This is a genomic window from Streptomyces sp. NPDC091377 (assembly GCF_044757045.1).
GTDB lineage: Bacteria > Actinomycetota > Actinomycetes > Streptomycetales > Streptomycetaceae > Streptomyces.
The window spans coordinates 341369-368133 of record NZ_JBIVUE010000004.1 but is presented as its reverse complement, the minus strand read 5'-3'; the positions used below and the strand labels follow the sequence as shown (position 1 = coordinate 368133).

General features: G+C 73.7%; 20 protein-coding genes and 2 pseudogenes. 8 read left to right on the top strand and 14 right to left on the bottom strand.

Annotated features, from left to right (window positions below):
- Window positions 1-15 precede the first annotated feature (15 nt).
- The 5 genes from ACIQNG_RS11870 to ACIQNG_RS11850 all read right to left on the bottom strand — a co-directional run bounded on the left by ACIQNG_RS11870 (window position 16) and on the right by ACIQNG_RS11850 (window position 6842).
- Window positions 16-1167, bottom strand: a complete 1152-nt coding sequence (locus tag ACIQNG_RS11870) for an XdhC family protein (RefSeq protein ID WP_401484254.1) — start codon at window positions 1165-1167, stop codon at window positions 16-18.
- A 50-nt stretch (window positions 1168-1217) separates the two neighbouring features.
- Window positions 1218-2672: an NCS2 family permease gene (locus tag ACIQNG_RS11865; protein WP_401484252.1), complete on the bottom strand. Its 1455-nt coding sequence runs from the start codon at window positions 2670-2672 to the stop codon at window positions 1218-1220.
- A gap of 268 nt (window positions 2673-2940) precedes the next feature.
- Entirely contained in the window at window positions 2941-5346 is a 2406-nt protein-coding gene (locus ACIQNG_RS11860; RefSeq protein WP_401484250.1) for a xanthine dehydrogenase family protein molybdopterin-binding subunit, read from the bottom strand.
- Window positions 5347-5348: 2 nt separating this feature from the next.
- The gene (locus ACIQNG_RS11855) at window positions 5349-5951 is read right to left on the bottom strand and encodes a (2Fe-2S)-binding protein (protein ID WP_401484248.1); all 603 of its coding nucleotides are present in this window, start codon (window positions 5949-5951) and stop codon (window positions 5349-5351) included.
- The gene (locus ACIQNG_RS11850) at window positions 5952-6842 is read right to left on the bottom strand and encodes an FAD binding domain-containing protein (protein WP_401484246.1); all 891 of its coding nucleotides are present in this window, start codon (window positions 6840-6842) and stop codon (window positions 5952-5954) included.
- A 403-nt stretch (window positions 6843-7245) separates the two neighbouring features.
- Between ACIQNG_RS11850 and ACIQNG_RS11845 the strand changes: the two are divergent.
- The 3 genes and pseudogenes from ACIQNG_RS11845 to ACIQNG_RS11835 all read left to right on the top strand — a co-directional run.
- A pseudogene (locus ACIQNG_RS11845) lies at window positions 7246-7800 on the top strand (PucR family transcriptional regulator ligand-binding domain-containing protein); the annotation flags it as partial.
- 111 nt (window positions 7801-7911) lie between these two features.
- Window positions 7912-9030 (top strand): annotated as a pseudogene (locus ACIQNG_RS11840) (PucR family transcriptional regulator); the annotation flags it as partial.
- Window positions 9031-9181: 151 nt separating this feature from the next.
- Window positions 9182-9952 (top strand): hypothetical protein, encoded by a 771-nt coding sequence (locus ACIQNG_RS11835; protein ID WP_401426097.1) that lies wholly within the window; start codon window positions 9182-9184, stop codon window positions 9950-9952.
- A 340-nt stretch (window positions 9953-10292) separates the two neighbouring features.
- On the opposite strand, the gene ACIQNG_RS11830 is transcribed toward ACIQNG_RS11835, so the two are convergent.
- Window positions 10293-11078: a GntR family transcriptional regulator gene (locus ACIQNG_RS11830; RefSeq protein WP_401484244.1), complete on the bottom strand. Its 786-nt coding sequence runs from the start codon at window positions 11076-11078 to the stop codon at window positions 10293-10295.
- 155 nt (window positions 11079-11233) lie between these two features.
- Between ACIQNG_RS11830 and ACIQNG_RS11825 the strand changes: the two genes are divergently transcribed.
- Complete coding sequence (locus tag ACIQNG_RS11825) at window positions 11234-12073, top strand: (2Fe-2S)-binding protein (protein WP_401484242.1); 840 nt, start codon at window positions 11234-11236, stop codon at window positions 12071-12073.
- A 314-nt stretch (window positions 12074-12387) separates the two neighbouring features.
- Complete coding sequence (locus ACIQNG_RS11820; protein ID WP_401426091.1) at window positions 12388-13431, top strand: DUF2637 domain-containing protein; 1044 nt, start codon at window positions 12388-12390, stop codon at window positions 13429-13431.
- A gap of 154 nt (window positions 13432-13585) precedes the next feature.
- On the opposite strand, the gene ACIQNG_RS11815 is transcribed toward ACIQNG_RS11820, so the two are convergent.
- Window positions 13586-14068: an ATP-binding protein gene (locus ACIQNG_RS11815; RefSeq protein WP_401426088.1), complete on the bottom strand. Its 483-nt coding sequence runs from the start codon at window positions 14066-14068 to the stop codon at window positions 13586-13588.
- A gap of 531 nt (window positions 14069-14599) precedes the next feature.
- Window positions 14600-15223, bottom strand: coding sequence for a hypothetical protein (locus tag ACIQNG_RS11810; RefSeq protein ID WP_401484240.1), 624 nt, complete (start codon window positions 15221-15223; stop codon window positions 14600-14602).
- Between the two features lie 220 nt (window positions 15224-15443).
- On the opposite strand from ACIQNG_RS11810, the gene ACIQNG_RS11805 reads away from it, so the two are divergent.
- The gene (locus tag ACIQNG_RS11805; protein ID WP_401484238.1) at window positions 15444-16817 is read left to right on the top strand and encodes a helix-turn-helix domain-containing protein; all 1374 of its coding nucleotides are present in this window, start codon (window positions 15444-15446) and stop codon (window positions 16815-16817) included.
- A gap of 36 nt (window positions 16818-16853) precedes the next feature.
- Here ACIQNG_RS11805 and ACIQNG_RS11800 read toward each other — a convergent pair whose 3' ends face one another.
- The 3 genes from ACIQNG_RS11800 to ACIQNG_RS11790 form a co-directional block, all read right to left on the bottom strand.
- Window positions 16854-17498: a dihydrofolate reductase family protein gene (locus tag ACIQNG_RS11800; RefSeq protein WP_401484236.1), complete on the bottom strand. Its 645-nt coding sequence runs from the start codon at window positions 17496-17498 to the stop codon at window positions 16854-16856.
- A 114-nt stretch (window positions 17499-17612) separates the two neighbouring features.
- Window positions 17613-19355, bottom strand: a complete 1743-nt coding sequence (locus tag ACIQNG_RS11795; RefSeq protein WP_401484234.1) for a pyruvate dehydrogenase — start codon at window positions 19353-19355, stop codon at window positions 17613-17615.
- 63 nt (window positions 19356-19418) lie between these two features.
- Window positions 19419-20351 carry a protein phosphatase 2C domain-containing protein gene (locus ACIQNG_RS11790; RefSeq protein ID WP_401484232.1) on the bottom strand — a complete coding sequence of 311 codons (933 nt, stop codon included), beginning with the start codon at window positions 20349-20351 and terminating at the stop codon, window positions 19419-19421.
- 1548 nt (window positions 20352-21899) lie between these two features.
- Here ACIQNG_RS11790 and ACIQNG_RS11785 point away from each other — a divergent pair.
- The gene (locus tag ACIQNG_RS11785; RefSeq protein ID WP_401426075.1) at window positions 21900-22883 is read left to right on the top strand and encodes a helix-turn-helix transcriptional regulator; all 984 of its coding nucleotides are present in this window, start codon (window positions 21900-21902) and stop codon (window positions 22881-22883) included.
- A gap of 78 nt (window positions 22884-22961) precedes the next feature.
- Window positions 22962-23444, top strand: a complete 483-nt coding sequence (locus tag ACIQNG_RS11780; RefSeq protein ID WP_401426072.1) for a DUF456 domain-containing protein — start codon at window positions 22962-22964, stop codon at window positions 23442-23444.
- A gap of 28 nt (window positions 23445-23472) precedes the next feature.
- Here ACIQNG_RS11780 and ACIQNG_RS11775 read toward each other — a convergent pair whose 3' ends face one another.
- The 3 genes from ACIQNG_RS11775 to rsgA all read right to left on the bottom strand — a co-directional run bounded on the left by ACIQNG_RS11775 (window position 23473) and on the right by rsgA (window position 26748).
- Entirely contained in the window at window positions 23473-23991 is a 519-nt protein-coding gene (locus tag ACIQNG_RS11775) for a methylated-DNA--[protein]-cysteine S-methyltransferase (protein ID WP_401484461.1), read from the bottom strand.
- 71 nt (window positions 23992-24062) lie between these two features.
- Entirely contained in the window at window positions 24063-25487 is a 1425-nt protein-coding gene (locus tag ACIQNG_RS11770; RefSeq protein ID WP_401484459.1) for an AlkA N-terminal domain-containing protein, read from the bottom strand.
- Between the two features lie 160 nt (window positions 25488-25647).
- The gene (gene rsgA / locus ACIQNG_RS11765) at window positions 25648-26748 is read right to left on the bottom strand and encodes a ribosome small subunit-dependent GTPase A (RefSeq protein WP_401484230.1); all 1101 of its coding nucleotides are present in this window, start codon (window positions 26746-26748) and stop codon (window positions 25648-25650) included.
- Between the last annotated feature and the right edge of the window lie 17 nt (window positions 26749-26765).

Genomic DNA, 26765 nt, shown 5'->3' with positions numbered 1-26765 from the left:
AGGCCGCGGTGCGGCTCAGGCCACCGAACCGATCCGCCGCACCGGCGCCCTCGGCGGGTCGTGGTGGATCGGGGTGTGCGCCCCGGTGAGCGGGACCCCGGAGCCGCCGCGCCGGGCGGCGACGATCTCCGCCGCGATGGACAGCGCCGTCTCCTCGGGCGTACGGGCGCCCAGGTCCAGGCCGATGGGCGAGCGCAGCCGGGCCAGTTCCCGCTCGCTCACGCCGACCTCCCGCAGGCGCCTTTCACGGTCCAGGTGGGTGCGGCGCGAGCCCATCGCGCCGACGTACGCCACCGGCAGCCGCAGCGCGAGCCGCAGCAGGGGGATGTCGAACTTGGCGTCGTGGGTGAGCACGCACAGCACCGTCCGGCTGTCGACGTCGGTCGACTCCAGATAGCGGTGCGGCCAGTCGACCACGACCTCGTCGGCCTCCGGGAAGCGGGTACGGGTGGCGAAGACGGGGCGGGCGTCGCAGACCGTGACGTGGTGGCCGAGGAACCCGCCGACCCGCACCAGGGCGGAGGCGAAGTCGACGGCACCGAAGACGATCATCCGCGGGGGCGGTACGGACGCCTCCACGAGCACGGTGAGCGGGGCCCCGCAGCGGGAGCCACGGGCACCGATCTCCAGGGTGCCGGTGCGGCCGGCGTCCAGGAAGGCGCGGGCCTCGGCGGCGACCGTGCGGTCCAGTTCGGGACGGTCGCCGAGACCGCCGTCGTAGGAGCCGTCGGGGCGTACGAGCAGGGCCCGGCCGCGCAGGGCGGAGGGGCCGGAGACGATCCGCGCCAGTGCCGCCGCCTCCCCCCGCGCGGCGGCGGCGAGGGCGGCGGCCAGCACCGGCCGGCCGGGGTCGCCCGTCCGCACCGGGACCACCAGGATGTCGATGACGCCGCCGCAGGTCAGTCCGACGGCGAAAGCGTCCTCGTCGCTGAAGCCGAAGCGCTCCAGGACGGGGAGGCCGTCCTGGAGCGCCTGGCGGCACAGTTCGTAGACCGCCCCCTCCACACAGCCGCCGGAGACCGAGCCGACCGCCGTGCCGTCGCCGTCCACCGCGAGGGCGGCGCCCGGCCGGCGCGGGGCGCTGCCGCCCACGGCGACCACGGTGGCGACGGCGAAGTCGCGGCCCTGCCCGACCCACCGGTCCAGCTCCTCGGCGATGTCCAGCATGTGTCGGTCTCCTCACGGTGTCGAAGGGGGCGTCGGCGCGGACGACGGCGCTACCGCACGCCGAGCCAGCTCTCGATCGGGCTGAGGGCGAAGAAGACCAGGAAGACCGCGGTCAGCGCCCACATGAACGCCCCGATCTGCCGGGCCTTGCCCTCGGCGAGCTTGACGGCCGCGTACGAGACGACACCGGCCGCCACGCCCGCGGTGATGGAGTAGGTGAACGGCATGACGACGACGGTCAGGAAGACCGGGATCGCGGTGGACCGGTCGGACCAGTCGACGTGCCGGGCGTTCATCATCATCATGGCGCCGATCACCACCAGCGCCGCGGCGGCCACCTCGCCCGGCACGATCGCGGTGAGCGGGGTGAAGAAGAGACAGGCCGCGAAGAACAGTCCGGTGACGACCGAGGACAGCCCGGTACGGGCGCCCTCGCCGACGCCGGTCGCGGACTCCACGAACACGGTCTGGCCGGAGGCGCCCGCGACCCCGCCCACGACCCCGCCCGCGCCGTCGACGAACAGCGCCTTGGACAGACCCGGCATCCGGCCGTCCTTGTCGGCGAGTTCCGCCTCGGTGCCCACGCCGATGATGGTCGCCATCGCGTCGAAGAACCCCGCCAGCACCAGCGTGAACACGATCATGCCGACCGTCATCACGCCGACCTCGCCCCAGCCGCCGAACTCCACCTGGCCGAAGAGCGAGAAGTCGGGCAGGGAGACCGCGCCACCGCTCAGTTCGGGCGCCCCGCTCGCCCACTGCTTCGGGTCGATGACACCGAGGGCGTTGAGGAGAACGGCGACCAGGGTGCCGCCCACGATGCCGATGAGGAGGGCGCCGGGGACGCGGCGGGCCTGGAGCATGAAGATCGCGAGCAGGGTGAGGGCGAAGAGCAGCACCGGCCAGCCGGTCAGCTCACCGGCGGGGCCCAGGGTGACCGGGGTGGACTCGCCCTGGTGCACGAACCCAGCCTTGGAGAAGCCGATCAGCGCCACGAAGAGGCCGATGCCCATGGTGATGGCGTGCTTCAGCGCCGCCGGGATCGAGTTCATGATCATCTGGCGCAGGCCGGTGACGACCAGCAGCATGATGACCACCCCGTACATCACGCACATGGCCATCGCCTGGCCCCAGGTCATCTGCGGGGCGACCTGGGAGGCGAGGACCCCGGAGACGGAGAGTCCGGCGGCGAGAGCGAGCGGCACCTTGCCGACGAAGCCCATCAACAGGGTGGTCAGGGCCGCCGCGAAGGCGGTCGCGGTGATCAGCCCCGACCGGGCCAGGGTGCCCCCCGCCGCGTCCTCGCCGGACAGGATCAGGGGGTTGAGCAGCAGGATGTACGCCATCGCCATGAAGGTGGTGACGCCGCCGCGGACCTCGCGGGCGAGGGTTGAGCCTCGGTCGGATATGTGGAAGTACCGGTCGAGCCAGGAGCGTCCGGCGGGGACACGGGTTCCGTCACCCGCGTCCTGCGCGACGCTCTTCGGCTCCAGTTGCTGGGTCATATGGGCCTGCTCCCAAGGTTCACAGGGGCACCCGTGTGGAGCACCGCCGTACGGCGGTCACGGGATTCGGGACGTGCCCGACCCGGGGGACGGCCCGAGACGAACGGGGGGACGGAGGGACGGACGGAGGGATGGAGGGACGGAGGGTGCCGGGGGGGGCCGTGAGCGAGCGGCCCGCCCGGCGCCGGTGTGCGGTGGTTCCCGCGTCCGGCGGTCGCGGTGGACCGCGGTCGCCGGATGCGATGGGCCGCGGTCGCCGGGTGCGGTGTTACGCCGTGCCCGTCAGATGCTCCGGGCGTACCGGGGTCCGGTTCAGCTCCAGCCCGGTCGCGGCGCGGATCGCCGCGAGGACCGCCGGGGTGGAGGAGAGGGTGGGAGCCTCGCCGACGCCCCGCAGTCCGTAAGGGGCGTGGTCGTCGGCGAGTTCGAGGACATCGACCGGGATGGTCGGGGTGTCGAGGATGGTGGGGATCAGGTAGTCCGTGAAGGACGGGTTCCTGACCTTGGCCGTCTTCGGGTCGACCACGATCTCCTCCATGACGGCGACGCCGAGGCCCTGGGTGGTGCCGCCCTGGATCTGGCCGATCACCGAGAGCGGGTTGAGGGCCTTGCCGACGTCCTGGGCGCAGGCCAGTTCGATGACCTTGACCAGGCCGAGTTCGGTGTCGACCTCCACGACGGCGCGGTGCGCGGCGAAGGAGTACTGGATGTGGCCGTTGCCCTGCCCGGTGCGCAGGTCGAAGGCTTCGGTCCGGCGGGGCCGCCACTCCTCCTCGGCCTCGACGGACCTGTCCTCCAGGACGTCGACCAGATCGGCGAGGACCTCCCCGGCGTCGGTGACGACCTTGCCGCCCTCCAGGAGCAGTTCGGCGGTGGCCCAGGCGGGGTGGTAGGAGCCGAACCTGCGGCGGCCCAGCTCCAGGACCTGCTCGCGGACCAGTTCGCAGGCGTTCCTGACGGCGCCGCCCGTGACGTACGTCTGCCGGGAGGCGGAGGTGGAACCGGCGCTGCCCACCCGGGTGTCGGCGGGCTGGATGGTGACCTGGGCGACGCCGAGTTCGGTGCGGGCGATCTGGGCGTGGACGGTGATACCGCCCTGGCCGACCTCCGCCATGGCGGTGTGCACGGTGGCGACCGGCTCACCGGCGATGACCTCCATGCGGACCCGGGCCGTCGAGTAGTCGTCGAAGCCCTCGGAGAAGCCGACGTTCTTGATGCCGACCGCGTACCCGATCCCGCGGACGACCGACTCGCCGTGGGTGGTGTTGGACAGGCCGCCGGGCAGTTGCCGTACGTCGGCGCCCTCGCTGGACTCCCACTGGCGTTCCGGGGGCAGCGGCATGGCCTTGACGCGGCGCAGGAGTTCGGCGACGGGGGCCGGGGAGTCCACGGGCTGGCCGGTCGGCAGGAGCGTGCCCTGTTCCATGGCGTTGAGCTGCCGCAGTGCGACCGGGTCCATATCGAGCCGGGCCGCCAGTTTGTCCATCTGGGCCTCGTAGGCGAAGCACGCCTGGACCGCGCCGAAGCCGCGCATGGCGCCGCAGGGCGGGTTGTTGGTGTAGAGGGCGATCGACTCGATGTCGACGTCGTCCACGGCGTAGGGGCCGATGCCGAGCGAGGCGGCGTTGCCGACGACGGCCGGGGAGGCGGAGGCGTAGGCGCCGCCGTCCAGGACGATCCGGCACTTCACATGGGTGAGCCTGCCGTCCGAGGTGGCGCCGTGCTCGTAGAAGAGCTTGGCGGGGTGGCGGTGGACATGGCCGAAGAACGACTCGAAGCGGTTGTAGACGATCTTGACGGGTTTACCGGTGCGCAGGGCCAGCAGACAGGCGTGGATCTGCATGGACAGGTCCTCGCGCCCGCCGAAGGCGCCGCCGACCCCGGCCAGCGTCATCCGGACCTTGTCCTCGGGCAGGCCGAGCACGGGGGCGATCTGCCGCAGGTCGGAGTGGAGCCACTGGGTGGCGACGTAGAGGTCCACCCCGCCGTCCTCGGCGGGGACGGCGAGCCCGGACTCGGGGCCGAGGAACGCCTGGTCCTGCATGCCGAAGGTGTACTCGCCGCTGACGATCACGTCCGCGCGGCGGGCCGCCGCGGCGGCGTCGCCGCGGACGATGGGCTGGCGGTGCACGATGTTGGGGTGCGGGACATGTCCGGCGTGGTGGTCGTCGCGGTGTTCGTGGACGTGGATCGCGTCCGGGGCGGTGGCGGACGCCTCGTCGGTGATGACGGGCAGCGCGCGGTAGTCGACCTTGATCTTCGCCGCCGCCCGGCGGGCGGTCTCCGGGTGGTCGGCGGCGACGACGGCGACGGGTTCGCCGTGGTGGCGGACCTTGCCGTGGGCGAGGACCGGGGTGTCCTGGATCTCCAGCCCGTAGTGCTTCACGTCGGTGGGCAGGTCGTCGTAGGTGAGTACGGCGTACACGCCCGGGGTGGCGAGGGCCTCGGCGGTGTCGATGGAGAGGATCTCGGCGTGGGCGACGGTGGAGCGCAGGATCTGCCCCCACAGCATGTCCTCGTGCCACATGTCGGAGGAGTAGGCGAACTCCCCGGTGACCTTGAGGGTGCCGTCGGGGCGGAGGGTGGACTCGCCGATGCCGCCCTTGGTCGGGGAGCCCTGGGAGCCCTGGGTGACCTGGGTGGGCGTGCCGTCGGGGGCGCCGTTCACGGGCATCGTCAGACCTCCTGTCCCTGCCGTGCCGCCGCGAGGCGGACCGCGTCCATGATCTTCTCGTAGCCCGTGCAACGGCACAGGTTGCCGGAGAGGGCCTCGCGGATGTCGGCGTCGCTGGGGTCGGGGTTGCGCTCCAGCATCTCGTCGGCGGCGACCAGCAGTCCGGGGGTGCAGAAGCCGCACTGGACGGCTCCGGCGTCGATGAACGCCTGCTGGATCGGGGCGAGCGCGGCGGCGCCGTGGCTGTCGGTGGGACGGCTGTCGGTGGTACGGCTTTCGGCGGTACGGCCTTCGGTGGCACGGCCTTCGGCGGTACGGCTTTCGGTGGTGTGGCCCGTCGTGCCGTGGGCGCGCTGGTGGGCGTGGTCGGCGAGGCCCTCGACGGTGACGACCTCGCGGCCCTGGGCCTGTCCGGCGGCGACCAGGCAGGAGCAGACCGGCACGCCGTCGAGGCGGACCGTGCAGGAGCCGCACTCGCCCTGCTCGCAGGCGTTCTTGGAGCCGGGCAGGCCGAGCCGCTCGCGCAGCACGTACAGCAGGGACTCGCCCTCCCAGACGTCGTCGGCTTCCTGCGGGCGTCCGTTGACGGTGAAGTTGACGCGCATCTACGCAGCTCCCTCGCTCGTGCGGCGGGCGCCGCGGTACGACTCCCAGGTCCAGGTCAGGGTCCGGCGGGCCATCACACCGACGGCGTGCCGGCGGTAGCTCGCGGTGCCGCGGACGTCGTCGATCGGGTTGCAGGCGGCGGCGCACAGATCGGCGAACCGCCGGGCGACGGACGGGGTGACGACCTTCCCGTTGTCCCAGAAGCCGCCCTCCTCCAGCGCGGCGTTCAGGAACTCCTCGGCGGCGCTCGCCCGCACCGGTGTGGGCGCGGCCGAGCCGATGCCGGTGCGCACGGTCCGGGTCTCGGGGTGCAGGGCGATCCCGAAGGCGCAGACCGCGATCACCATGGCGTTGCGGGTGCCGACCTTGGAGTACTGCTGCGGTCCGTCGGCCTTCTTGACGTGGATCGCGCGGATCAGTTCGTCGGGCGCGAGCGCGTTGCGTTTCACGCCGGTGTAGAAGTCGTCGATGGGGATACGGCGGGTGCCGCGCACCGAGGCCGCCTCGACCTCGGCGCCCGCGGCGAGCAGCGCCGGGTGGGCGTCACCGGCCGGGGAGGCGGTGCCGAGGTTGCCGCCGACGCCGCCGCGGTTGCGGATCTGCGGGGAGGCGACCGTGTGGGAGGCGAGGGCGAGTCCCGGCAGTTCGGTCCGCAGGTGCTCCATGATGCGGGTGTAGGGGACGGAGGCCCCGAGCCGGACGCTGTCGGCGCCGACCTCCCACGCGGAGAGGTCCTCGATGCGGTTCAGGTCCATCAGGTACGGGGGCCTGCGGTGGTCGAAGTTGATCTCGACCATCACGTCGGTGCCGCCCGCGATCGGGACCGCGGTGGGGTGCTCGGCCTTGGCGGCGAGCGCCTCCTCCCAGCTGGCGGGGCGAAGGAAGTCCATGACCGGCTCTCTTCTGGGTCTGGTGTCGTACGTCCGGGTCTGGTGTCGTACGGCTTCGTGTCGCGTCGCTCGATGCGGTGTCGTGCGTCGTGCGCCATACGTCGTGCGTCGTGCGTCGTGCGTTGCACGTCGTGCGGAAATGAGCCAGATCGGGTGCGGCGGGCCCGGCTCGTCCTGATTCTGTTCACGCGGAGTGGGGTCAGTACACCGTGGTGTGCTCCACCGGGGTCAGTCACCGAAACCATGAAGGAGTTGGCTGGCCAGCGTGGTCATCTTGTAGATTCGTATGAACAGAGGGGCTCTGTAACCTCTCCGTTTTCCCTGAGAAACGCGGGCCCCGGCTGCACGCCCGCGGTCCACACTGTTCATCGTAGTTTTCGAGACATGGAACGGCGGCGACGAGATGCGGCTGCGCGCCCTGCTGGACACCGACGCGCTGGGTCTGAGGCTCCTGGGCGGCGAGGAGGAGCTGGACCGGGCCGTGCGGGGGGTGATGACCACCGATCTGCGCGACCCGAGCCGGTACCTCAGCGGCGGCGAACTGGTGCTCACCGGCCTCGCCTGGCGGCGGGACGCCACGGACTCCGAGCCGTTCGTACGGCTTCTGACGCAGGCCGGGGTGGCGGCGCTGGCGGCCGGTGAGGCCGAGCTGGGCGAGGTGCCGGACGATCTGGTCGCGGCCTGTGCCCGGCACCGGCTGCCGCTGTTCGCGGTGCACGAGTCGGTGGCCTTCGCGACCGTCACCGAGCATGTCGTACGGCAGGTGTCCGGCGAGCGCGCCGGGGACCTCGCGGCGGTCGTGGACCGGCACCGGCGGATGATGACCTCCGGCCCGGCGGGCGGCGGCCCCGATGTGGTCCTCGGCCTGCTCGGCTCCGACCTGGACCTGCGGGCCTGGGTGCTGTCGCCGACCGGGCGCCTGATCGCGGGGCCCGAGGAGGAGCGACCGGGGGACGCGGGGAGCACGGGGGATGCGGGGAGCACCGGGAGCGCGGGGTCGGTGGAGGACGGGGGCGTGGACGGGGACGGGGGCGGGGGCGCTGAAGGGGGCGTGGGGGGTGCGCTGTCCGCGGAGGTGTGCGCCCGGCTCGCGGCCGAGCACCTGGCCGCCGTGCGCACCGGACGCCGCGGCCCGCATCGCGCGCGGATCGGTACGACGACGTACTCGCTGTTCCCGATCCGCGGCGGCGGGCGCTCCCCGCAGGCGTCGCGGGACGTGCGCGAGAGCGTGCTCTCGGACTGGCTGCTGGCGGTCGAGGCGGACGCCGGGGACTGGCCGGAGGAGCGGCTGGACCTTGTGCACGGAGTCACACAGCTGATCGCCGTCGAACGGGACCGCCAGGAAGCGGCCCGTACGGTACGGCGCCGGCTCGCCCAGGAGGTCCTGGAACTGGTCCAGGCGGGCGCCGCCCCCGCCGAGATCGCGGCCCGGCTGCGGGTCGCGGCGCCGGTGCTGCTGCCGGGGCTCGGCGCGGCCCCGCACTGGCAGGTCGTGGTGGCCCGGGTCGAGTGGGACTGGGCCGAGAGCGAGGGCGGCCCGATCGCCCAGGCCCTGCTGGAGGAGATCCTGGCCGACCCGTCGGCCCCCGGCCCGGAGCCCTCGGACCGGATCGCCGTGGCGCACACCGGGGACGAGGCCGTCGCCCTGGTGCCGCTGCCGGCCGTCTCCGCCGAGCACGACGGCTCCGAGACCGGGATCCTCGCCGAGACCCTCCTGGAGTCCGTACGGGACCCCCTGACGGCCGGCCTGGAGGAGGACGGGCGGGTCACCCTCGGGGTGAGCGCGGCCGTGCACTCGGCGGAGGGGCTGCGCGGGGCGCTGGAGGAGGCCCGGCACGCCCGGCGGGTGGCCGCGGCCCGGCCCGGCCGGGTGTGCGCGGCGGGCCACCAGGAACTCGCCTCGCACGTGCTGCTGCTGCCGTTCGTGCCGGACGACGTGCGCCGCGCCTTCACGGCCCGGCTGCTGGACCCGCTGCGGGAGTACGACCGGCGGCACCGCGCCGAGCTGATCCCCACCCTGGAGGCGTTCCTCGACTGCGACGGCTCCTGGACACGGTGCGCGGCCCGGCTGCATCTGCACGTCAACACCCTGCGCTACCGGGTGGGGCGGATCGAGCAGTTGACCGGGCGCGACCTGTCGCGGCTGGAGGACAAGCTGGACTTCTTCCTCGCGTTGCGCATGAGTTGAACCGTGCGGGGCCCGCCGGAGCCGAAACCTCCGGGGGGTCCAAGTTCCCACGACTTTGTGAAATCCTTCACCCACCCTCTTGGCCCGGCGGTGCCGCAAGTGCTGGAATGCGGACACTCAACAGCTCGACGGCGTGCTCGGGGAGGGCAATGTGGCGCATACCGCCATGTCTGGTGCCGGAACGACCGCAGACGACGATCCGCTCCAGACGGCGGTGTGGCGCTTGCGCTCGCGCGCCTGCTGGACGGACGCCGCGGAACTGCTCCGGCCGGACACGCCGGCCGCGGCGCTGCAACGGGCCGCGCTGCTGGTGGAACGGTGTCTGTACACCGAGCAGGGCTGGCCGGAGGCGGAGGACGCGCTGCGGACGGCGGAGGCGGTCGCGCACAGCGACGAGGAGCGGGGTGCCGCCGCTTGTGAACGCGGGTACTTGGCCTACGCGGCGACGGTGCTGGCGGTGCGGGACCGGGCCGACGAGGCGCGGGCCGCGCTGGGGCGGGCGGCGGCGCTGATCCCGCCGGACGCGGCGGGGCGGGCGCTGCTCGACTTCCGGCGGGGGCTGCTCGCGGAGAACCTGGCCCGGTCGCCGCAGTCGGCGCGGGCCGCGTACCGGCGGGCGCACGCCGGGGCGACCGCCCGGTCGGACACCCTGCTGCTGTCGTTCACCTGGCGGCATCTGGCGGGGCTCGCGCTGCGGGACGGGGAGTTGGCGGAGGCGCGGCACGGGTTCGCGGAGTCGCTGCGGATCCGGGAGGAGCTGGGGTATCTCGTCGGGACGGCTCCCGCGTTGGCCTCGCTGGCCGACACGGAGTCCGAACCGGAAGCCTCTCGGTTGCGGGAGGAGGCTCGGCGGTTGTTCCGGTTGTTGGGGGGTGTGCCGACGTGGTTGGCGGGGCGGTTGCCTCCGGCGGTTTCTGCGTGAGGTTGGGGTTGGGGAGGGGTGGGGGGTGGTGGGGGTGGTTGTTCGGCCGGCCGATCGTCGTGGCTGGTCGCGCAGTTCCCCGCGCCCCTTCGGGTGGGACGGCGGGGCCGGGGTTTTCAGGGGCCGGGGGTGATCTCCGCGATCGGCCGTCGAGCGGCTGGCCGGATCGTCGTGGCTGGTCGCGCAGTTCCCCGCGCTCCTTTGGGTGGGGCGGCGGGGGCGGGGTTTTCAGGGGCCGGGGGTGATCTCCGCGATCGGCCGTCGAGCGGCTGGCCGGATCGTCGTGGCTGGTCGCGCAGTTCCCCGCGCCCCTTCGGGTGGGACGGCGGGGGCGGGGTTTTCAGGGGCGGGATCTGAAGATTTCTGCGATGAGTAAGTGGACGGAGTCCAGGTCGTCGGCGATCAGGGCGTCCAGGAGGGCCGCGTGGTGGGCGGCGTCGGCCATGAGTTCGGTGCGGCCTCGGGGGGCGGGGGTTCCGGCCTGGGTACGGCGGTGGAGGTCGCCGGCGATGCGGACGAGCTGTTCGTTGCCGGAGAGGCTGAGCAGGGCGCGGTGGAAGGCGCGGTCGGCCTCGGCGTAGGTGGCGCGGCAGCCGGTCGCGGCGGCGCGGACGGTGGCCTCGGCGGCGGGGCGCAGCTCGGCCCAGTCCTCGGCCGGGACGGTCCGCGCCAGCCGCATCAGCACCGGCACTTCGAGGAGCGCCCGCACCTCGGCGAGTTCGGCCAGTTCACGGGCGTCGCGCTGGACCACCCGGAAGCCCCGGTTGGGGACGACCTCCACGGCGCCTTCCTGGGCGAGCTGCTGCATGGCCTCGCGGACGGGGGTCGCGGAGACGCCGAAGCGTTCGCCGAGGGCGGGCGCCGAGTACACCTCGCCGGGGCACAGCTCGCCGGCCAGCAGGGCGGTGCGCAGGGCGGCGAGTATCTGGCCGCGCACGGAGGAGCGCTGGACGACCGGCCGCGGCAGGGGCGGCTCGCTGTGGGTGTGCTCACCGCGCACGGCCCCGGTGAGGTCGCCGCGCTCGCGTACGGCGTCGTCCTCGGGACGTGCCTGGGGCGGGACCCGGACCGCGGTGGACCGCGGCGGTGCCCCGGTCCGGGCGGTGTCCTGCACACCCTGCTTCACGGGCCCTCCTCCGGGCTTGTCGGCACTTGGGGTCATTACGGCGGGTTGTTACTCGTCCGTCAAGCACCATAGGCGCAGAACCGGGCAGTTCAAATTTCGAACAGAGTGGGTAAGGTAAGGCTTACCTCTAATCGCTCGCGCATCGGTGGTCCGGTATGCCTCTGCCCTCGTCGTCCGTCGCGGACTCGTTCGCCCGTCTCGCCGAGGTCTACCCCTGGCTCTCGATCCGGGAGCTGACCGAGGGCGAGCCGGTCCCCGAGGGGGACGGCTGGGTCTCCGCGGGGGCGCTCTCCGAGGGCGGGGCCGCGCTGGACACCTTCCTCGCCTGGGACGACACCCAGATACGCCGGGACTACGGCGAGCCGGGCCGCCCGGACGTGGTCGCCAGCTTCGGTCTGCACCGGTACGCCTGGACGGCCTGTCTGCTGATCACCGTGCCCTGGTTCGTGCACCGCCGCGTGCCGCGCTTCCCCGTGGCGCAGGTGGCGTACCACCGCGACGAGTCCCGGATGGCGGTGCGCACCGGGTCCTTCGCCTGTCTGCCCGGCGATCCCGCCGCCGCGCTGCCCGGCGCCCGGGTGGTCGCGGACGAGGCGGCGCTGCGCGACGAGGTGCGGGCCGCGGTCGCCGAGCACCTGGAGCCGGTCCTCGGCGCCTTCGGGCCGCGGATGCGGCGCCGGGGGCGGGCCCTGTGGGGCATGGCGACCGACGAAATCGTGGAGGGGCTCTGGTACATCGCCGGACTGCTCGGCGAGGGCGAGAAGGAGCGGGCCGAGCGGGAACTGGACCTGCTGATGCCGGGGACGGTCAAGCCGTACGCCGGTTCCGCCGCGTTCCGGGTGCTGACCGGCCCGGCGGGCGAGGCGCTGCCCACCCGGGACCGGGTCACGTGCTGCATGTACTACACCCTGCGCCCCGACGACGTCTGCGCGACCTGCCCGCGCTCCTGCGACGCCGAACGGGTCGTCAAACTGATGGCCGAGGCGACCGCCTGACGGTCGTTCAGGGCCCCCCGGGGACGCGCGTGGCGCCGGACCCGCTAAGATCCTGCGCGAGCGGACCCCGTACAGTCTGCAAAACTTCACAGCTTCCTCACACGTTGCGAGAAGTTCCCCTGGAACCACCCGTACGGGTAGTCTTCTTCGAACTCAACTCCCGCCCCTCAAGCGGCAGTTCGAGCAGAACGCCGCCCTGGGCACCCCTCACTGCCTTCCTTGGCGGCCTCTTGCCCCGAAACCCTCTGAGGGCCGCTGGGTTTGGGCCACTATGGCGGGCGATACGCCCTATCCCAATGCGAGGGACCCCCAGTATGAGACTGACCGACATATCGCTTAACTGGCTGCTTCCGGGCGCCGTGCTGCTCCTGGGCATGCTGGTTGCGGTGGCGGTGCTCCAGCGCGGCAAGCGCTCCGCGGGGAAGGACACGAAGGCGGACGACTCGTGGGAGCGCGCGGAGGAGCGCCGCAGGCGCAAGGAGGCCATGTACGGCACGGTCTCCTACGTCCTGCTGTTCTGCTGCGCGGCGGTCGCCGCCGCTCTCTCCTTCCATGGCCTGGTCGGCTTCGGCGAGCAGAACCTCGGCCTGAGCGGCGGCTGGCAGTACCTGGTCCCGTTCGGCCTGGACGGCGCCGCCATGTTCTGCTCGGTGCTCGCGGTGCGCGAGGCCAGCCACGGTGACGCGGCGCTCGGCTCCCGGATACTCGTGTGGACCTTCGCCTTCGCCGCCGCCTGGTTCAACTGGGTGCACGCGCCGCGGGGCATCGGTCACGCGGGCGCCCCGCACTTCTTCGCCGGCATGTCCCTGTCGGCCGCGGTCCTCTTCGACCGCGCGCTGAAGCAGACCCGCCGGGCCGCGCTGCGCGAGCAGGGCCTCGTGCCGCGTCCGCTGCCGCAGATCCGGATAGTGCGCTGGCTGCGCGCCCCGCGCGAGACGTACAGGGCATGGTCGCTGATGCTCCTCGAAGGAGTGCGCAGCCTGGACGAGGCCGTCGAGGAGGTCCGCGAGGACAAGAAGGTCAAGGAGCGCGAGCGGCTGCGCCGCCGCGAGGCCGAGCGCCTGGAGCGGGCCCAGCTCAAGGCCATCAGCCGGGGGCACCAGAAGTTCGTGGGACGCGGCCACGGCCGCCAGGCGGAGCTTCCCGCCGCGGAGCAGAGCGCCGAACGCGCCGCCGCGGAGCCTGCCATAGAAACCCCGGAGCAGTTGCCCGTACTCCAGCGGCCCTCCTTGCAGCCCGTCCGCACCAGCACTGACCCCATCACGGTCGATCTGACCGCGGAGGACGACACCATGGCGCTGCCGCGCCTGGACTCCCTGGAGCGCAAGCTCAAGGACCTTGAGCAGCAGTTCGGCTAGCCGAACCGCAGCACGAGCGGTGTCCGGCCGAGGGCCGGGCCGCGGTACGGCCGGGACACGAAGGGCACCGGCACGGACCACACCATCGGGACGGGGCGCGACCGGAGACGGTTCGCGCCCCGTCCCGTTGGGTCCCGCTGGCCGTGCACCGCGCTCAGGCCGCCTCGGCGCCCAGTTCGAACCAGACCGACTTGCCCACCCCGTGGGACCGTACGCCCCACGCGTCCGCGAGGGACTCCACCAGGGTCAGGCCCCGGCCGTTGGTCCCGTCGTGCGGGCCCGGCGCGCCGGGCCGGGGGCGCTGGGCCACGAAGTCCCGCACCTCCACCCGCAGTCCGCGCGGACCCACCTCGGCGGTCAGCACCGCGTCCCGGTCGGTGTGCACCAGCGCGTTGGTGACCAGCTCACTCGTCAGCAACTCGGCGATCTGCGACTGTTCGGGCCGCTCCCAGCCGCTCAGCAGCTCACGCAGTGCCCTGCGTGCCTCGGGAACGGCCCGCAGATCCGCCCGGCCGAGTCGGCGCCGCAATCGCGGCTCGTACGGTCCCCCTCCTGGAGCTTCCGGAATCCCTACCCCCGTGATGCGCGGGCCGACCCCGACGACCGTCGGACCGCCCCCGCGTACTTGCCTCTTCATGACCCCCGCCCGCGTGCCGATCTCGGTTCCCCTCCTGTCGAACACGTTCACGGGGATCCTTGCCCCATCAACCACCGGGCAAGTCATGGCGAAGGGTTGAGGCCCGGGTGTTCGGCCATCGTGGAGAGGCGCGCGGAGCGCCGGAACGGCCTCGGTGCGACATGAGTTCGACTCATGGACCACGGGAGTTCGCCCGGCGGCCCGTTTCGCGGCATGCATCAGGGCGTGCGGGTGGTGGAGCGGGGGTGCAGCGGGGGCGGATCGATCCGGACACGCCGATTCCGGCACCACCACGGCGCGCGCCCGCGTGCACGTGAATCTGGCCGGAATCGTATGGGTGCTCCGTACCGAGATGTACGGTCCGGACGGATATGAGCGGTCCGGACGGAGCGAGGTGCTCCGTCCGGACCGCAGGGCGACGGGGCCGCCCTCCCGACCCCCGTGGCGGGAGGGCGGCCCCGTCCTGCGCGCGCGGGCTCCCCCCGTCGCCCGCGCCTCACCGGAGCTGGTGCGAAACCGCGCTCGGTGGCGTCAGTAGAGCTTGTTGACCGCCGTGGTCGTCGTCTTCTTGAAGGCCGGCACCGGCGCGTCCGAGAAGTCGCCGAGCTGCGACCAGTCCACGACCGTCACGGCCTTGCCGTCCCGGCCCACCGACAGCAGCCGGATGTCGGTCGCGCCCCACGAGGTCTCGGTGTGCAGCCCGTGCACCCGGGCGCCCTCCTCCACCGGCAGCGTGCCGTAGCCCCGGTAGCTCGCCCGCACCTCGGGGTCGCTCTGCTCGATGCGCTCGGCGCAGGTGCGGATCTCCCGGTTCATCCGGTCGGCCAGCGCCTTGGCCTTGGCCGCCGTGCCGGTGACGATGGTCAACTGACGGGCGCTCGCGTCGAGATCGGTGCGGAAGGGGCGGTAGCGGGAGTCGTAGCCCCGGAACACCTCGTCCAGGCAGAGCCGCAACTCGTCCGGGACCCCGTCGGTGACCCGCCCCGCGGTCCACGCGGAGGAGGGGTGCGGCGGCAGTTGGGACGCCGACAGGAACGCGGGCGAAGGGGCCGCCGAGGGCGCTGCGTCGGCGGGAGCGCCGAGCACCGCGGCGGCGGTGAAGGCGGCGACGGAGAACGCGGTGAGCGCTGTGGTCCGGCCGACCTGGGTACGCATGGACAAGTGGACTCCCCCTGATGAGAGCGCGCCGGAAGGGGCGCGCGAGTGGTGTTCCAAGAGCATCCGCGCTCCCGCTGAACCGCCGCAACCTTCCCGGACGGTGGAACCATCCCAGCCCATCTGACGTGCACATATATGAGGTGCCTGGGATACCGTCGGAGACCGTCCCGCAGCGCCGCACACCCCTGAAGGTCCGTCCACGGAAGCTGGGAGAACGGTGTCGGCCCACCATGACGACGTCGAGCGGTTCGCGGCCCTGCTGCGAGGGCTGAAGGAGCGCACGGACCGCAGCTACGGTTCGCTCGCCCGCCGGCTGCACATGAACACCTCCACGCTGCACCGCTACTGCGCCGGCGACACGGTGCCGCTGGAGTTCGCCCCCGTGGAACGGTTCGCCGCGCTGTGCGGGGCCGCCCCGGAGGAACGGCACGAACTGCACCGCGCCTGGCTGCTGGCGGTGGCGGCCCGCCAACGGCCCCGGAACACGGGAACGGCGGCGCAGGAGACGGCAAAGGCGGAAGCCGCTCCTGCGGTTGCCGAGGCGGCCGGGGAAGCCGAGGCGGTCGGGGAAGCCGAAGCAGCCGCAGGGACCGGGGCAGCCGCCGAGCCCGCCCCCTGGTTCCGCCGACGTCGTACGGTCATCGCCACCGCCGCCGTCTGCGCCACGCTGCTCGCCACCCTCGGGACGCTCTCCGGGCTGCCCGCCGACCGGCGGCCGGAAGCGGTGGGGGCGTCGTCCTCATCCGGTTCCACGCCGGAGGTGTTCCGGGCGACCGGGACGCCCACGCCCGGCGACTCGACCGGCCCCTCCGTCAAGGGCGACAAGAACAGCGCGGACGGTGCCGGCGACGGGAAGGGCACGGGCTCCCCCAGCGCGTCCGGTGCGCCCCGCGCGTCCGGCGCCGGGGGCGGTACGTCGGGGGCGGCGCCGTCCGCCGGGGCGGCGGCGGGGTCGAAGGACCCGGCGCCCGCCGGGCTCCCCTTCACCTGGACCTCCGACTCGCACGCCTGGGCGCTGGGCTGCGGCCACGACTACGTCATCGACCGGCCGCCCGCCCGGGTCCCGCCGCCCCCGGCCGCGCAGGACGCCCGGGGCTGGGCGACCGCGCAGGGCGCGGTGCACGGCAGGGACACGAACGTACGGATCACCGTGCAGGGGCGGTCGGCGACGACGGTGGTGCTGGAGGCGCTGCGGGTCCGGGTGGTGGGGCGCGCGGCGCCGGTCCGGGGCAACTCGTACGCCATGGACCAGGGCTGCGGCGGCGCCATCACCCCCCGCTACTTCGATGTCGACCTGGACATCGACCGGCCGATCGCGCGGGCGATGCCGGGCGACGACGTGGGCACGGAACTGCCCGCGGTGCGGATGCCGTACACCGTCTCCAGCACGGACCCGGAGGTGCTGCTGGTGACGGGGCGGACGGCGGGCTGCGCCTGCGACTGGTACCTGGAGCTGGACTGGTCCTCGCAGGGGCGCGGCGGCACGGTCCGGATCGACGACAACGGGCGCCCGTTCCGCACCAGCGCGATCAAGGGCCTGGACCGCTACCAGTACGACGTCAGCGGCCGGGACTGGATCCCGTACGCCTGACCCCACCGCCCGGGCGGCCCCGGGCGGTGCCGGGCGTCATCTGCGCCAGAACAGGTGGTGGGTGACCCCGCTCGGGCTGGGCACGACCTCCAGGTGGTACCGGTCGAGCAGGTCCTCGGGGGACTCCCACAGCCGCAGCCCGGACCCGAGGGTCACCGGCGCGACCGCCACGTGGAGGGTGTCGACCAGATCGGCGTCCAGGAACTGCCGGACGGTACCGACCCCGCCGCCGAGCCGGACGTCCTGGCCCCGCGCCGCTTCCCGCGCCTGTCCGAGGATCGTGGCCGGGTCGCCCTCGACGAAGTGGAACGTGGTGTCGGAGAGGGTGAACGAGGGGCGCTCGTGGTGGGTCAGGACGAACACCGGGGTGTGGAAGGGGGGCTCCTCCCCCCACCAGCCGCGCCACTCGTGGTCCTGCCAGGGCCCGCGCTGGGGCCCGAACTTGTTGCGGCCCATGATCTCGGCGCCGATGTTGCGCGAGAAGTCCCGGGTGAAGTAGTCGTCCAGGCCGCGGGTGCCGCCGGGGTCGGTGCGGCCGGGCCAGCTCGCCGTGGCCCCGGCCCAGGCGAGCAGTTGTTCGGGACGGGCGTGGCCGAACGGCCGCTCCAGGCTCTGGTCCTCACCGGCGCCGATCCCGTCCCGGGAGACGGTGAAGTTCATGACTCTCAGCATTTGGTCCATGGGGGGTCCTCGTCCCGTCCGGTCGGATGGTCGTGGTGCGGCGGAGTGCCGTACATCAGGACGTCGAACGGGAGGCGGCCGGATCGACAGCGGACCGCGACGTTCCGCGACGGATCAGGGGCGCGGTACGTTGCGCAGGTTGGAGCGGGCCATCTGGACCATCCGGCCTACGCCGCCGTCCAGCACGATCTTCGACGCGGAGAGCGCGAAGCCGGTGACCATCTCGGCGCTGATCTTCGGCGGGATGGAGAGCGCGTTGGGGTCGGTGACGACGTCCACGAGGGCGGGCCCCTTGTGCCGGAAGGCGTCCTTGAGGGCGCCCGCGAGCTGCTTGGGCTTCTCGACCCGCACCCCGTAGGCGCCGCAGGCACGGGCGACGGCGGCGAAGTCGGGGTTCTTGTTGGTGGTGCCGTACGACGGGAGCCCGGCGACCAGCATCTCCAGTTCGACCATGCCGAGGGAGGAGTTGTTGAAGAGGACGACCTTCACCGGCAGGTCGTACTGGACCAGGGTGAGGAAGTCGCCCATCAGCATCGAGAAGCCGCCGTCGCCGGACATCGAGACGACCTGCCGGCCCCGGTCCACGAACTGGGCGCCGATCGCCATGGGCAGCGCGTTGGCCATCGAGCCGTGCGAGAAGGAGCCGATCACCCGGCGGCGTCCGTTGGGCGAGATGTAGCGGGCGGCCCAGACGTTGCACATCCCGGTGTCGACGGTGAAGACCGCGTCGTCGTCGGCCATCTCGTCCAGGACGGCGGCGACGTACTCGGGGTGGATCGGGACGTGCTTCTCCACCTTGCGGGTGTACGCCTTGACGACGTTCTCCAGCGAGTCCGCGTGTTTCTTGAGCATCTTGTCGAGGAAGCGGCGGTTCTCCTTGGGCTTCACCCGCGGGGTGAGACAGCGCAGGGTCTCCTTCACATCGCCCCACACCGCGAGGTCCAGCTTGGAGCGCCGGCCGAGCCGCTCGGGGCGGACGTCGACCTGGGCGATCGTCACGTCGTCCGGGAGGAAGGCGTTGTACGGGAAGTCCGTGCCGAGCAGGATCAGCAGATCGCACTCGTGGGTGGCCTCGTAGGCGGCGCCGTAGCCGAGCAGCCCGCTCATGCCGACGTCGTACGGATTGTCGTACTGGATCCACTCCTTGCCGCGCAGGGCGTGGCCCACCGGGGACTTGATCTTCCCGGCGAACTCCATCACCTCGCGGTGCGCGCCCGCCGTGCCGCTGCCGCAGAAGAGGGTGATCTTCTCGGCGCGGTCGATGAGGTCCACGAGCCGGTCGATCTCGGCGTCGCCGGGGCGGATCGTGGGCCGGGAGGTGACGAGGGCGGTCTCCAGCGGCTTGTCGGGGGCGGGGTGGTCCGCGATGTCCCCGGGGAGGGTGATCACGCTGACGCCGCTCTGTCCGACGGCGTGCTGGATGGCGCTCTGGAGCACCCGGGGCATCTGCTTCGGGTGGGAGATCATCTCGCTGTAGTGGCTGCATTCGGTGAACAGCCGGTCGGGATGGGTCTCCTGGAAGTAGCCGAGCCCGATCTCCGCGGACGGGATGTGCGAGGCGAGGGCCAGCACGGGGGCCATCGAGCGATGGGCGTCGTACAGGCCGTTGATGAGATGGAGGTTGCCGGGGCCGCACGAGCCGGCGCAGGCCGTGAGCTTGCCGGTGATCTGGGCCTCGGCACCGGCCGCGAACGCGGCGGTCTCCTCGTGGCGGACGTGCACCCAGTCGACGGCGGGGTTGCGGCGGACGGCGTCCACCACCGGGTTGAGGCTGTCGCCCACCACCCCGTACAGCCGCTTGACTCCGGCGCGGGCGAGGATGTCGACGAACTGCTCGGCGACGTTCTGCTTGGCCATGACTGCGGTGCCCCTTCGGTCTCCGTGGATCCCTCGGGTTCCATCCACGCACATCGAAACCGGTTACGCCTCCCAAACGGCCGCGGCCGTACGGTCGTCCGCGTACCCCTTGACCCGCATCTGTATGTCCGCGAGGAACGCCGTCAGGCCCGGCGGCCCGGCCGCCGACCAGCGGTCCGTCAGATGGGCGCTCAGCCCGGGCTCGTCGCGCAGCGGTGCCGCGAGCCCGTCCGTGCACATCAGCAGGGTGTCCCCCGGGCGGGCCACCGAGGCGCGGAAGCGGAAGGGCGCGCGGGGCGGCCCGGGCGCCGGTTCGTACGGGCTCGGGGGGACGGGGAGGCCGAGGTCCATGGTGAGCCGGTCGCCCTCGGGGGTCTCGGCGGGCGGTGCGTCGGGGGCCATCTCGGTGAGCTGCGGTTCGACGGTCTGCCAGACCCCGTCGCGGAGCCGGAAGAGCCCGCCCGCGCCGACGCCGAAGAAGACCCGGGTACGGCACCCGGGGTCGGCCGGCAGCAGCAGACAGCGCAGACTGGCCGACCACTCCTCGGGGCGCAGCCCCTGGTCGGCGGCGCCCGCGCGGAGTCTGCCGAGGCTGCGGTCGGTGAGCCGGTGCAGACCGGACTTGAGGTCGCCGCGCCGACCCGCCCGCAGGTCCTCGGCCAGTCGGGAGTGGCTGCGGCCCACGGCCCGGGCGATCCAGGCACACGCCTCGGCCGCCGCGCGGTGCGCCCCGGGGGTGGCCCGCACGCCGGTGGCCATCGCCACCAGCACCAGGGCCTCCTCCCCCGCCCCGAAGCGTGCGGTGAGCAGCGCGTCGCGGCGGGGCTCGCCCCGGTAGCGGGCGGAGTCGCCCCGCACGGACACCGCGCGCAGGACGCAGCTTCCGTGATGGGCGCCGTCCAGCACGGTGTCCGCGACCAGCCCCGCCAGGTCCTCCGGATCGGCGACGGGCAGCGCGGTGGGCTCGGGGTCATAGGTGGGCGGCCCGGAACCCACGTGACCGACGGAGGGAGCCGGTACCGGATCCGGTGCCGGGGGCGGCGGAGGCGGGAAGGTCTGAGGACCACTCTCCGTGGACAGAGGCCGCTCCCAGGGCGCACGTCGACGAACAAACCCGAGCCGCCGGGTGGCCTCCGGCCGGGTGGCAGGGAGGGGCGGGTTGGCGGACCCGGGCCGGGTGGCGGGGTGGGACGGAGTGGCGGACCCGGGCCGGGTGGCGGGGAGGGGCGGAGCGGCGGACCCGGGCCGGGGGGCGGGGTGGGACGGAGTGGCGGGCTTGGACGGAGTGGCGGGCTGAGGTCGGGCGTCGGGCTCGGGCCCGGTGGCGGCCTGGGATGGGGTGGCGGGCACGGGCCAGGTGGCGGCCACCGGCCGGACGGCGGGCGGGGGCGAGGGGGCGGCCTCGGGCCTGGCGTCAGCATCGGGCCGCGCGTCGGGCTCCGGCCCGGTGGCGGCCTGGGATGGGGTGGCGGGCACGGGCACGGGTCCGGTTGCGGCCTGGGGCCGGTCGGCAGGTGCCGGCCGGTCGGTGGGCTCGGGCCGGTCGGTGGGCTCGGGCCCGGCGGCGGGCTGGGGCAAGGTGGCGGGTTCGGGACGGGCGTCAGCCTCCGGCCGCGCCTCAGACCGCGCCTCAGACCGCGCCTCGGGCTCCGGCAGGAAGGCGGCCTGGGGACGGGCCTCGGCCCGGGGCGGGATGGCAGACTCCGGCCCGGCGGCAGACTCCGGCCCGGCGGCAGACTCCGCCCCGGCGGCGGGCCCTGGCGAGGGGGCGGGCTCGGGCCGGTCGTCGGCCTGCGATGGGGCGTCGGCGGGCTGGGGCGGGATGGTGGCCTGGGGCCGCGCGTCGGGCTCTGGCCGGACGACAGACACCGGCCGGGCGGCGGCCTCGGGCCGGTCGGCAGACTCCGGCCGCACCGTGGGCCGGGGCGAGGGGGCAGGCTCGGGCCGCGCGTCGGGCTCCGGTCGAGCGGCGGCCTGGGGCGCGGGCTCGGGCCGGGTGGGCCTCGGCTCGGTCGGGCCCGGCGGGGAGGGCTTCGGGGCGGTCGGGCCCCGTAGGGGTGGGGCGTCGGAGAGAGGGGGCGTCGCGCTCGGGGCCGAGGCGAAGCGGTCGTCCACTGAGTCGCTGGTCGCCGTGGGACCGGTGTCGTCGGTGGGGCCGTCGTACAACTGCCCCCACCAGTCGTCCTCGGGACCTGTGGGCCTTCCCCCTCGATGGCTCATGCCCGTCATTCTCACCGGACGGGCCCCGGAAAAACGGGGCATGTGGAAAAACGCATGGGCCGAAGGCCGGGGCGCGGGGGCCGTCCCGAGGCCGTCGGGCGGCTCCACCCCCCACGGGAGAACCGCCCGACGACGCTCGGGGGACCCGGCCGGACCAGGCCGAAAAGGCCCTCTTGACCGGGGGCGGTGACGTAGGTCGCCGTCGCCCCACCTTGGCAGAGTGACCGTCGGTACGGCGATGATGGGCCGAGGCGGGTTTGCGCCGTGGCTGCTTTCCGCCACCGCCCCCGCGGGAGGCCGACGAATCGGGAGGTGCGGCGCCTGATGCTGGCGGCGATAGGGCTGGACGGAACACACGAGTCGGCGTACCGGGCGCTGGTGGCGGTGGGCGCGGCCGACGTACCCGATCTGGCGCGGCGGCTGACGCTGGGCGAGCGGGACACCGAGCACGCGCTGCGCCGGCTGGAGGCGCGCGGACTGGCCGCGCAGTCCTCGTCGCGTCCGGGCCGCTGGGTGGCGGCCCCGCCGGGGGTGGCGCTGGGCGCGCTGCTCACCCAGCGGCGGCACGAACTGGAGCAGGCGGAACTGGCGGCGGCCCTGCTCTCCGAGGAGTACCGGGCGGCGGCCTCGGAACCGGCCGTGCACGATCTCATCGAGGTGGTCAGCGGGGCGGCGGCGGTCTCCCAGCGGTTCCTCCAGTTGCAACTCGGCGCCGGTGCCGAGGTGTGCGCGCTGGTGACCGGCGACCCGGTGGTGGTCACCGGGACGGAGAACGACGCCGAGGAGCAGGCGACGGGGCGCGGGGTGCGCTACCGGGTGGTGGTGGAACGGGCGGTGCTGGACCAGCCGGACGGCATCACCGAGCTGACGGCGGCGCTGGGGCGGGGCGAGCAGGTGCGGGTGGTGGACAGGGTGCCGACCAAGCTGGTGGTCGCGGACCGCTCGCTGGCGCTGGTGCCGCTGACCGCGCCGTCGGCGGAACCGGCCGCGCTGGTGGTGCACGCGAGCGGGCTGCTGGAGCTGCTGTGCGGGCTGTTCGAGTCGGTGTGGCGGGAGGCGCTGCCGCTGCGGCTCGGCGCGACGGGCGTGACCGAGCAGGGCCCGGACGGTCCCGACGGCACCGATCTGGAGCTGCTCTCCCTGCTGCTGGCCGGGCTCACCGACGCGAGCGTGGCCAAGCAGCTCGATCTGGGGCTGCGGACGGTGCAGCGCCGGGTGAAGCGCCTGATGGAGCTGGCGGGGGTGACGACCCGGCTGCAACTGGGCTGGCACGCCTACGAACGGGGCTGGGTGGCGCGCGAGGGGTAGTGCCCCGGCGTGCGGGGGATGGTACTCCGGCCGGTTCGCGGACCTGCGCGTTCCGGGCGCCTCCGGCACCCTGGGCAGATGGAAGTGTGGGAACTCCTGCTGGTCGGCGTGGTCCTGCTGCTCGGCCTGTGCGGAGTACTGGTGCCCGGGGTGCCGGGGTCGTGGCTGGTGTGGGCCGCGGTCCTGTGGTGGGCGCTGAAGGAACCGGGGCCGGTCGCGTGGGGCGTGCTGGTCGGGGCGTCGCTCGCGCTGCTGGTCGCGCAGGTGGTGCGGTGGGCGCTGCCGCCGAGGCGGCTGGCGGAGTCCGGGGCGACACCTCGTACGGCGGTGTTCGCGGGGGTGGGCGCGGTCCTCGGCTTCGTCCTCGTCCCGGTGGTCGGGGCGATCCCGGGCTTCATGGCCGGGATCTATCTCTGCGAACGGCTCCGGCTGGGCGGCCCCGGTGAGGCGAGGGCCGCCCTGCGCCAGGCGATGCGCTCGGGCGGCTCCAGTGTGCTGACGGAGTTCTTCACCTGTCTGTTGATCGTGGCGGCGTGGCTGGGGGCGGTGCTCGCGGGCTGACCCGGATGCGTGCGGGGCGGCGGCCGTCTCAGAGGGAGCCCTCCAGTTCCAGCAGCCGCAGCTTCCGTTCCAGACCCCCCGCGTACCCGGTCATCGACCCGTCCGCGCCGATCACCCGGTGGCACGGCCGGACGATCAGCAGCGGATTGGCGCCGACGGCCCCGCCGACCGCCCGGACGGCGGCACGCGAGGCCCCGATGCGGGCCGCGATCTCGCCGTACGAGGTGGTCGCCCCGTGGGGGACGGTGTCGAGCGCGTCCCACACCCGCTCACGGAAGGCGGTGCCGGACGCGCGCAGCGGCAGCCGGAACTCCTTCAGCTCCCCCGCGAAGTAGGCGGCGAGCTGTTCTCCGGCCGCGCGGAACAGCGCCGGGTCGTGGATCCAGCCCTCCTCCACGGTCCGTCCGCCCTTCTGCCCGGGCACGGACAGGGAGGTCAGCGTTCCGTCGGGGTCGGCGGTCAGCAGCAGCTCACCGAGCGGGCTTTCGAGGCGGGTGTAGTGGACGGGGCCGGGGACGGGCACAGGGGTGGCGGGGGTGGGGGGCATCCCGGTGGCTGCCGTGGTGGCGGTGGTCTCGGTGATCTCGGTGGTCTCGGTGGTCTCGGTGGACATCGTGGTCACTCCAGCTCTCCTGCGGTCCGCAGGTGTCGTACGGCGTATGAGCGCCAGGGGCGCCAGGGGGCGGGGGCATCGGCGCCGGGTGGCGCCACGTCGGGGTCGCCGAGGGCCCGGGTGCGGATCGCGGCGACGGCCTCGGGGGTCAGGCCCGGCAGGGCGTGCAGCGCCTGTTCCGCCTCGTCCCGGTCGGCCCCGGGGTCGAGGCGTACGGTGCCGTCGGCGAGGGCGGCGGTCAGCGCGCCGAGCGCACCGGTGGGCTCGGCGCCGGCGAGGACGGCCGGTTCGGGGAAGAGGTGCGTGAGGGTGCCGCAGGGCGCGTCGAGCGCCTTGCCGTACCGCTGGACCAGTTCCCCGGCGCGGGCGGGGCCGACCAGGGCGCGTACCGCCAGTTCGTCCGGGTCGGCGGTGCCGGGTGAGCGCAGTCCGGGCCGGGCGGTGACCAGCGGGGCGAGCCGGGGGTCGGCGCCGAGCCGCTCGTCGACGGCGTACGGGTCGGCGTCCAGGTCGAACAGGCGGCGCAGGCGTTGCACGGCGGTGGTGAGATCGCGCTGGTCGGTCAGGTGGAGCTGGGCTTCCAGCCAGCCGCCCGGATGGGTGGCCGAGCCGGAGGTGCCGGTCCGCTCGCCGACGGCGACGATGCCGGTGCCGTAGGGCAGGCGGAGGGTACGGCGGTAGGTGCGGGTGCCGGGTGTCCCGGTGACCTCCTCGACGCCGGGCACGGCCTCGCGCTCCAGCAGATCGAAGACGGAGGCGGCGTGGTACGGCCCCCGGTGGGCCAGCCGCAGCGGGATCCCGGCGGTCGGGGTGCCGGTCGCCGGGGTGCCGGCCTCCGGAGTGCCGGTCGGCAGGGTGTCGGTCCGGGCGGGTCCGGGCGCGGTGGTGCGCAGGTCGCTCGGGGTGAGCGCGTACACCTCGCGGATCGTGTCGTTGAACTGCCGCACGCTGGCGAAGCCGGACGCGAACGCGATCTCCGTGACCGGCAGGCCGGTGGTCTGGAGCAGCACCCGCGCGGTGTGGGCGCGCTGGACGCGGGCCAGGGCGACCGGGCCGGCGCCCAGTTCGGCGGTGAGCTGGCGTTGCACCTGCCGGGAGCTGTAGCCGAGCCGGGTGGCGAGGCCCGCCACGCCCTCGCGGTCGACCACGCCGTCCCTGATCAGCCGCATGGCCCGGCCGACGACGTCGGCGCGGACGTCCCAGTCGGCGGAGCCGGGGACCGCGTCCGGGCGGCACCGGCGGCAGGCCCGGAAGCCGGAGCGCTGCGCGGCGGCGGCGGTGGGGTAGAAGCGTACGTTGCGGCGTTTCGGGGTGACGGCCGGGCAGCTGGGGCGGCAGTAGATGCCGGTGGTTTCGACCGCGAAGAAGAACGCGCCGTCGAAGCGGGCGTCTCTGCTGCGTACGGCCTCGTACCTGGTGTCTTCGTCCATCACGTGGTCCAGTCTCCGCCCGGGGTGGGGGGTGGTGCTAGCGGAAATCGGACGTCGGGTTCGGGGGGGGTGTGCCGGGTGCGGGCGGGCGGGCGGGGCGGGGTGGGGGTTGCCGTGTGGTTCCCCGCGCCCCCAAAGGGTTGGGGGCGCGGGAGGGCGGTTACCTCAGGCCGCGGCGTTTGGAGGCCATGGCCTCTCGGCCCACGGCTCCTCGGCGCTTGCTCTCCTTCCGGATCTCCGCGCGGGCGCGGGCGTCGGTCTTGGCGACGATGCGCTGGTTCTCGCGCAGCAGCTTGCGGTAGCTGTCGAGGCGGCGTTCGGGCAGGTCGCCCGAGTCGATGGCCTCGCGGACCGCACAGCCGGGCTCGCTCTCGTGGGCGCAGTCGTGGAACCGGCACCGCTCGGCCAGTTCCTCGATCTCCGAGAAGACCTGTCCGACGCCGGTCCCGGCGTCCCAGAGCCCGACGCCGCGCAGCCCGGGTGTGTCGATCAGCACCCCGCCGCCCGGCAGGAGCAGCAGATTGCGGGTCGTGGTGGTGTGCCGGCCCTTGCCGTCGACGTCCCGGGTGGCCTGGACCTCCATGACCTCCGCGCCGGCGAGCACATTGGCCAGGGTGGACTTTCCGGCGCCGGACTGGCCGAGCAGCACGGACGTGCCCGAGCCGACGACGGCCCGCAGGACGTCGACCCCCTCGCCTCCGACCGCGCTGACGGGGAGCACCTGCACGCCGGGCGCGCTGGTCTCGACGTCCCGCACGAGGTGGGCCAGGGTCACCGGGTCCGGCACCAGGTCGGCCTTGGAGAGGACGACCACGGGCGCGGCGCCCGACTCCCAGGCGAGGGCGAGGAACCGCTCGATCCGGCCGAGGTCCACCTCATCGGCGAGGGAGACCGCGACGATCGCGTGGTCGACGTTGGCGGCGAGGATCTGTCCCTCGGACCGCTTGGAGGAGGTGGAGCGGACGAACGCGGTCCGGCGCGGGAGGTAGGCCCGGACGTACCGGGGTGTGCCGCCGGGTTCGACGGCGACCCAGTCACCGGTGCAGACGACCCGCAGCGGGTCCTCGGGGGTGACGAACGCGGTGTCGGCCCGCAGCGGACCGTCGGCGGTGATCACGTCGCACTGCCCGCGGTCGACCCGGACCACCCGTCCGGGCAGCAGCCCTTCGGCGGCGTACGGGGCGAACGCGTCCGCCCAGGCGTCGTCCCAGCCGTAAACGGTGAGGGGGGAGAGATCTGCGGACGCAGAGTGGGAAGTCAAGGGGGACCCTTCGCGAT

Coding starts and splice junctions, on each gene's coding strand:
- ACIQNG_RS11810 (WP_401484240.1), bottom strand. CDS start 15,223: ATGCGTACCCAGGTCGGCCGGACCACAGCGCTCACCGCGTTCTCCGTC.
- ACIQNG_RS11855 (WP_401484248.1), bottom strand. CDS start 5,951: ATGCGCGTCAACTTCACCGTCAACGGACGCCCGCAGGAAGCCGACGAC.
- ACIQNG_RS11770 (WP_401484459.1), bottom strand. CDS start 25,487: ATGGACGAAGACACCAGGTACGAGGCCGTACGCAGCAGAGACGCCCGC.
- ACIQNG_RS11785 (WP_401426075.1), top strand. CDS start 21,900: ATGCTGGCGGCGATAGGGCTGGACGGAACACACGAGTCGGCGTACCGG.
- ACIQNG_RS11775 (WP_401484461.1), bottom strand. CDS start 23,991: ATGCCCCCCACCCCCGCCACCCCTGTGCCCGTCCCCGGCCCCGTCCAC.
- ACIQNG_RS11825 (WP_401484242.1), top strand. CDS start 11,234: ATGCCTCTGCCCTCGTCGTCCGTCGCGGACTCGTTCGCCCGTCTCGCC.
- ACIQNG_RS11795 (WP_401484234.1), bottom strand. CDS start 19,355: ATGGCCAAGCAGAACGTCGCCGAGCAGTTCGTCGACATCCTCGCCCGC.
- ACIQNG_RS11820 (WP_401426091.1), top strand. CDS start 12,388: ATGAGACTGACCGACATATCGCTTAACTGGCTGCTTCCGGGCGCCGTG.
- ACIQNG_RS11780 (WP_401426072.1), top strand. CDS start 22,962: ATGGAAGTGTGGGAACTCCTGCTGGTCGGCGTGGTCCTGCTGCTCGGC.
- ACIQNG_RS11865 (WP_401484252.1), bottom strand. CDS start 2,672: ATGACCCAGCAACTGGAGCCGAAGAGCGTCGCGCAGGACGCGGGTGAC.
- ACIQNG_RS11815 (WP_401426088.1), bottom strand. CDS start 14,068: ATGAAGAGGCAAGTACGCGGGGGCGGTCCGACGGTCGTCGGGGTCGGC.
- ACIQNG_RS11850 (WP_401484246.1), bottom strand. CDS start 6,842: ATGGACTTCCTTCGCCCCGCCAGCTGGGAGGAGGCGCTCGCCGCCAAG.
- ACIQNG_RS11860 (WP_401484250.1), bottom strand. CDS start 5,346: ATGCCCGTGAACGGCGCCCCCGACGGCACGCCCACCCAGGTCACCCAG.
- ACIQNG_RS11870 (WP_401484254.1), bottom strand. CDS start 1,167: ATGCTGGACATCGCCGAGGAGCTGGACCGGTGGGTCGGGCAGGGCCGC.
- ACIQNG_RS11800 (WP_401484236.1), bottom strand. CDS start 17,498: ATGGACCAAATGCTGAGAGTCATGAACTTCACCGTCTCCCGGGACGGG.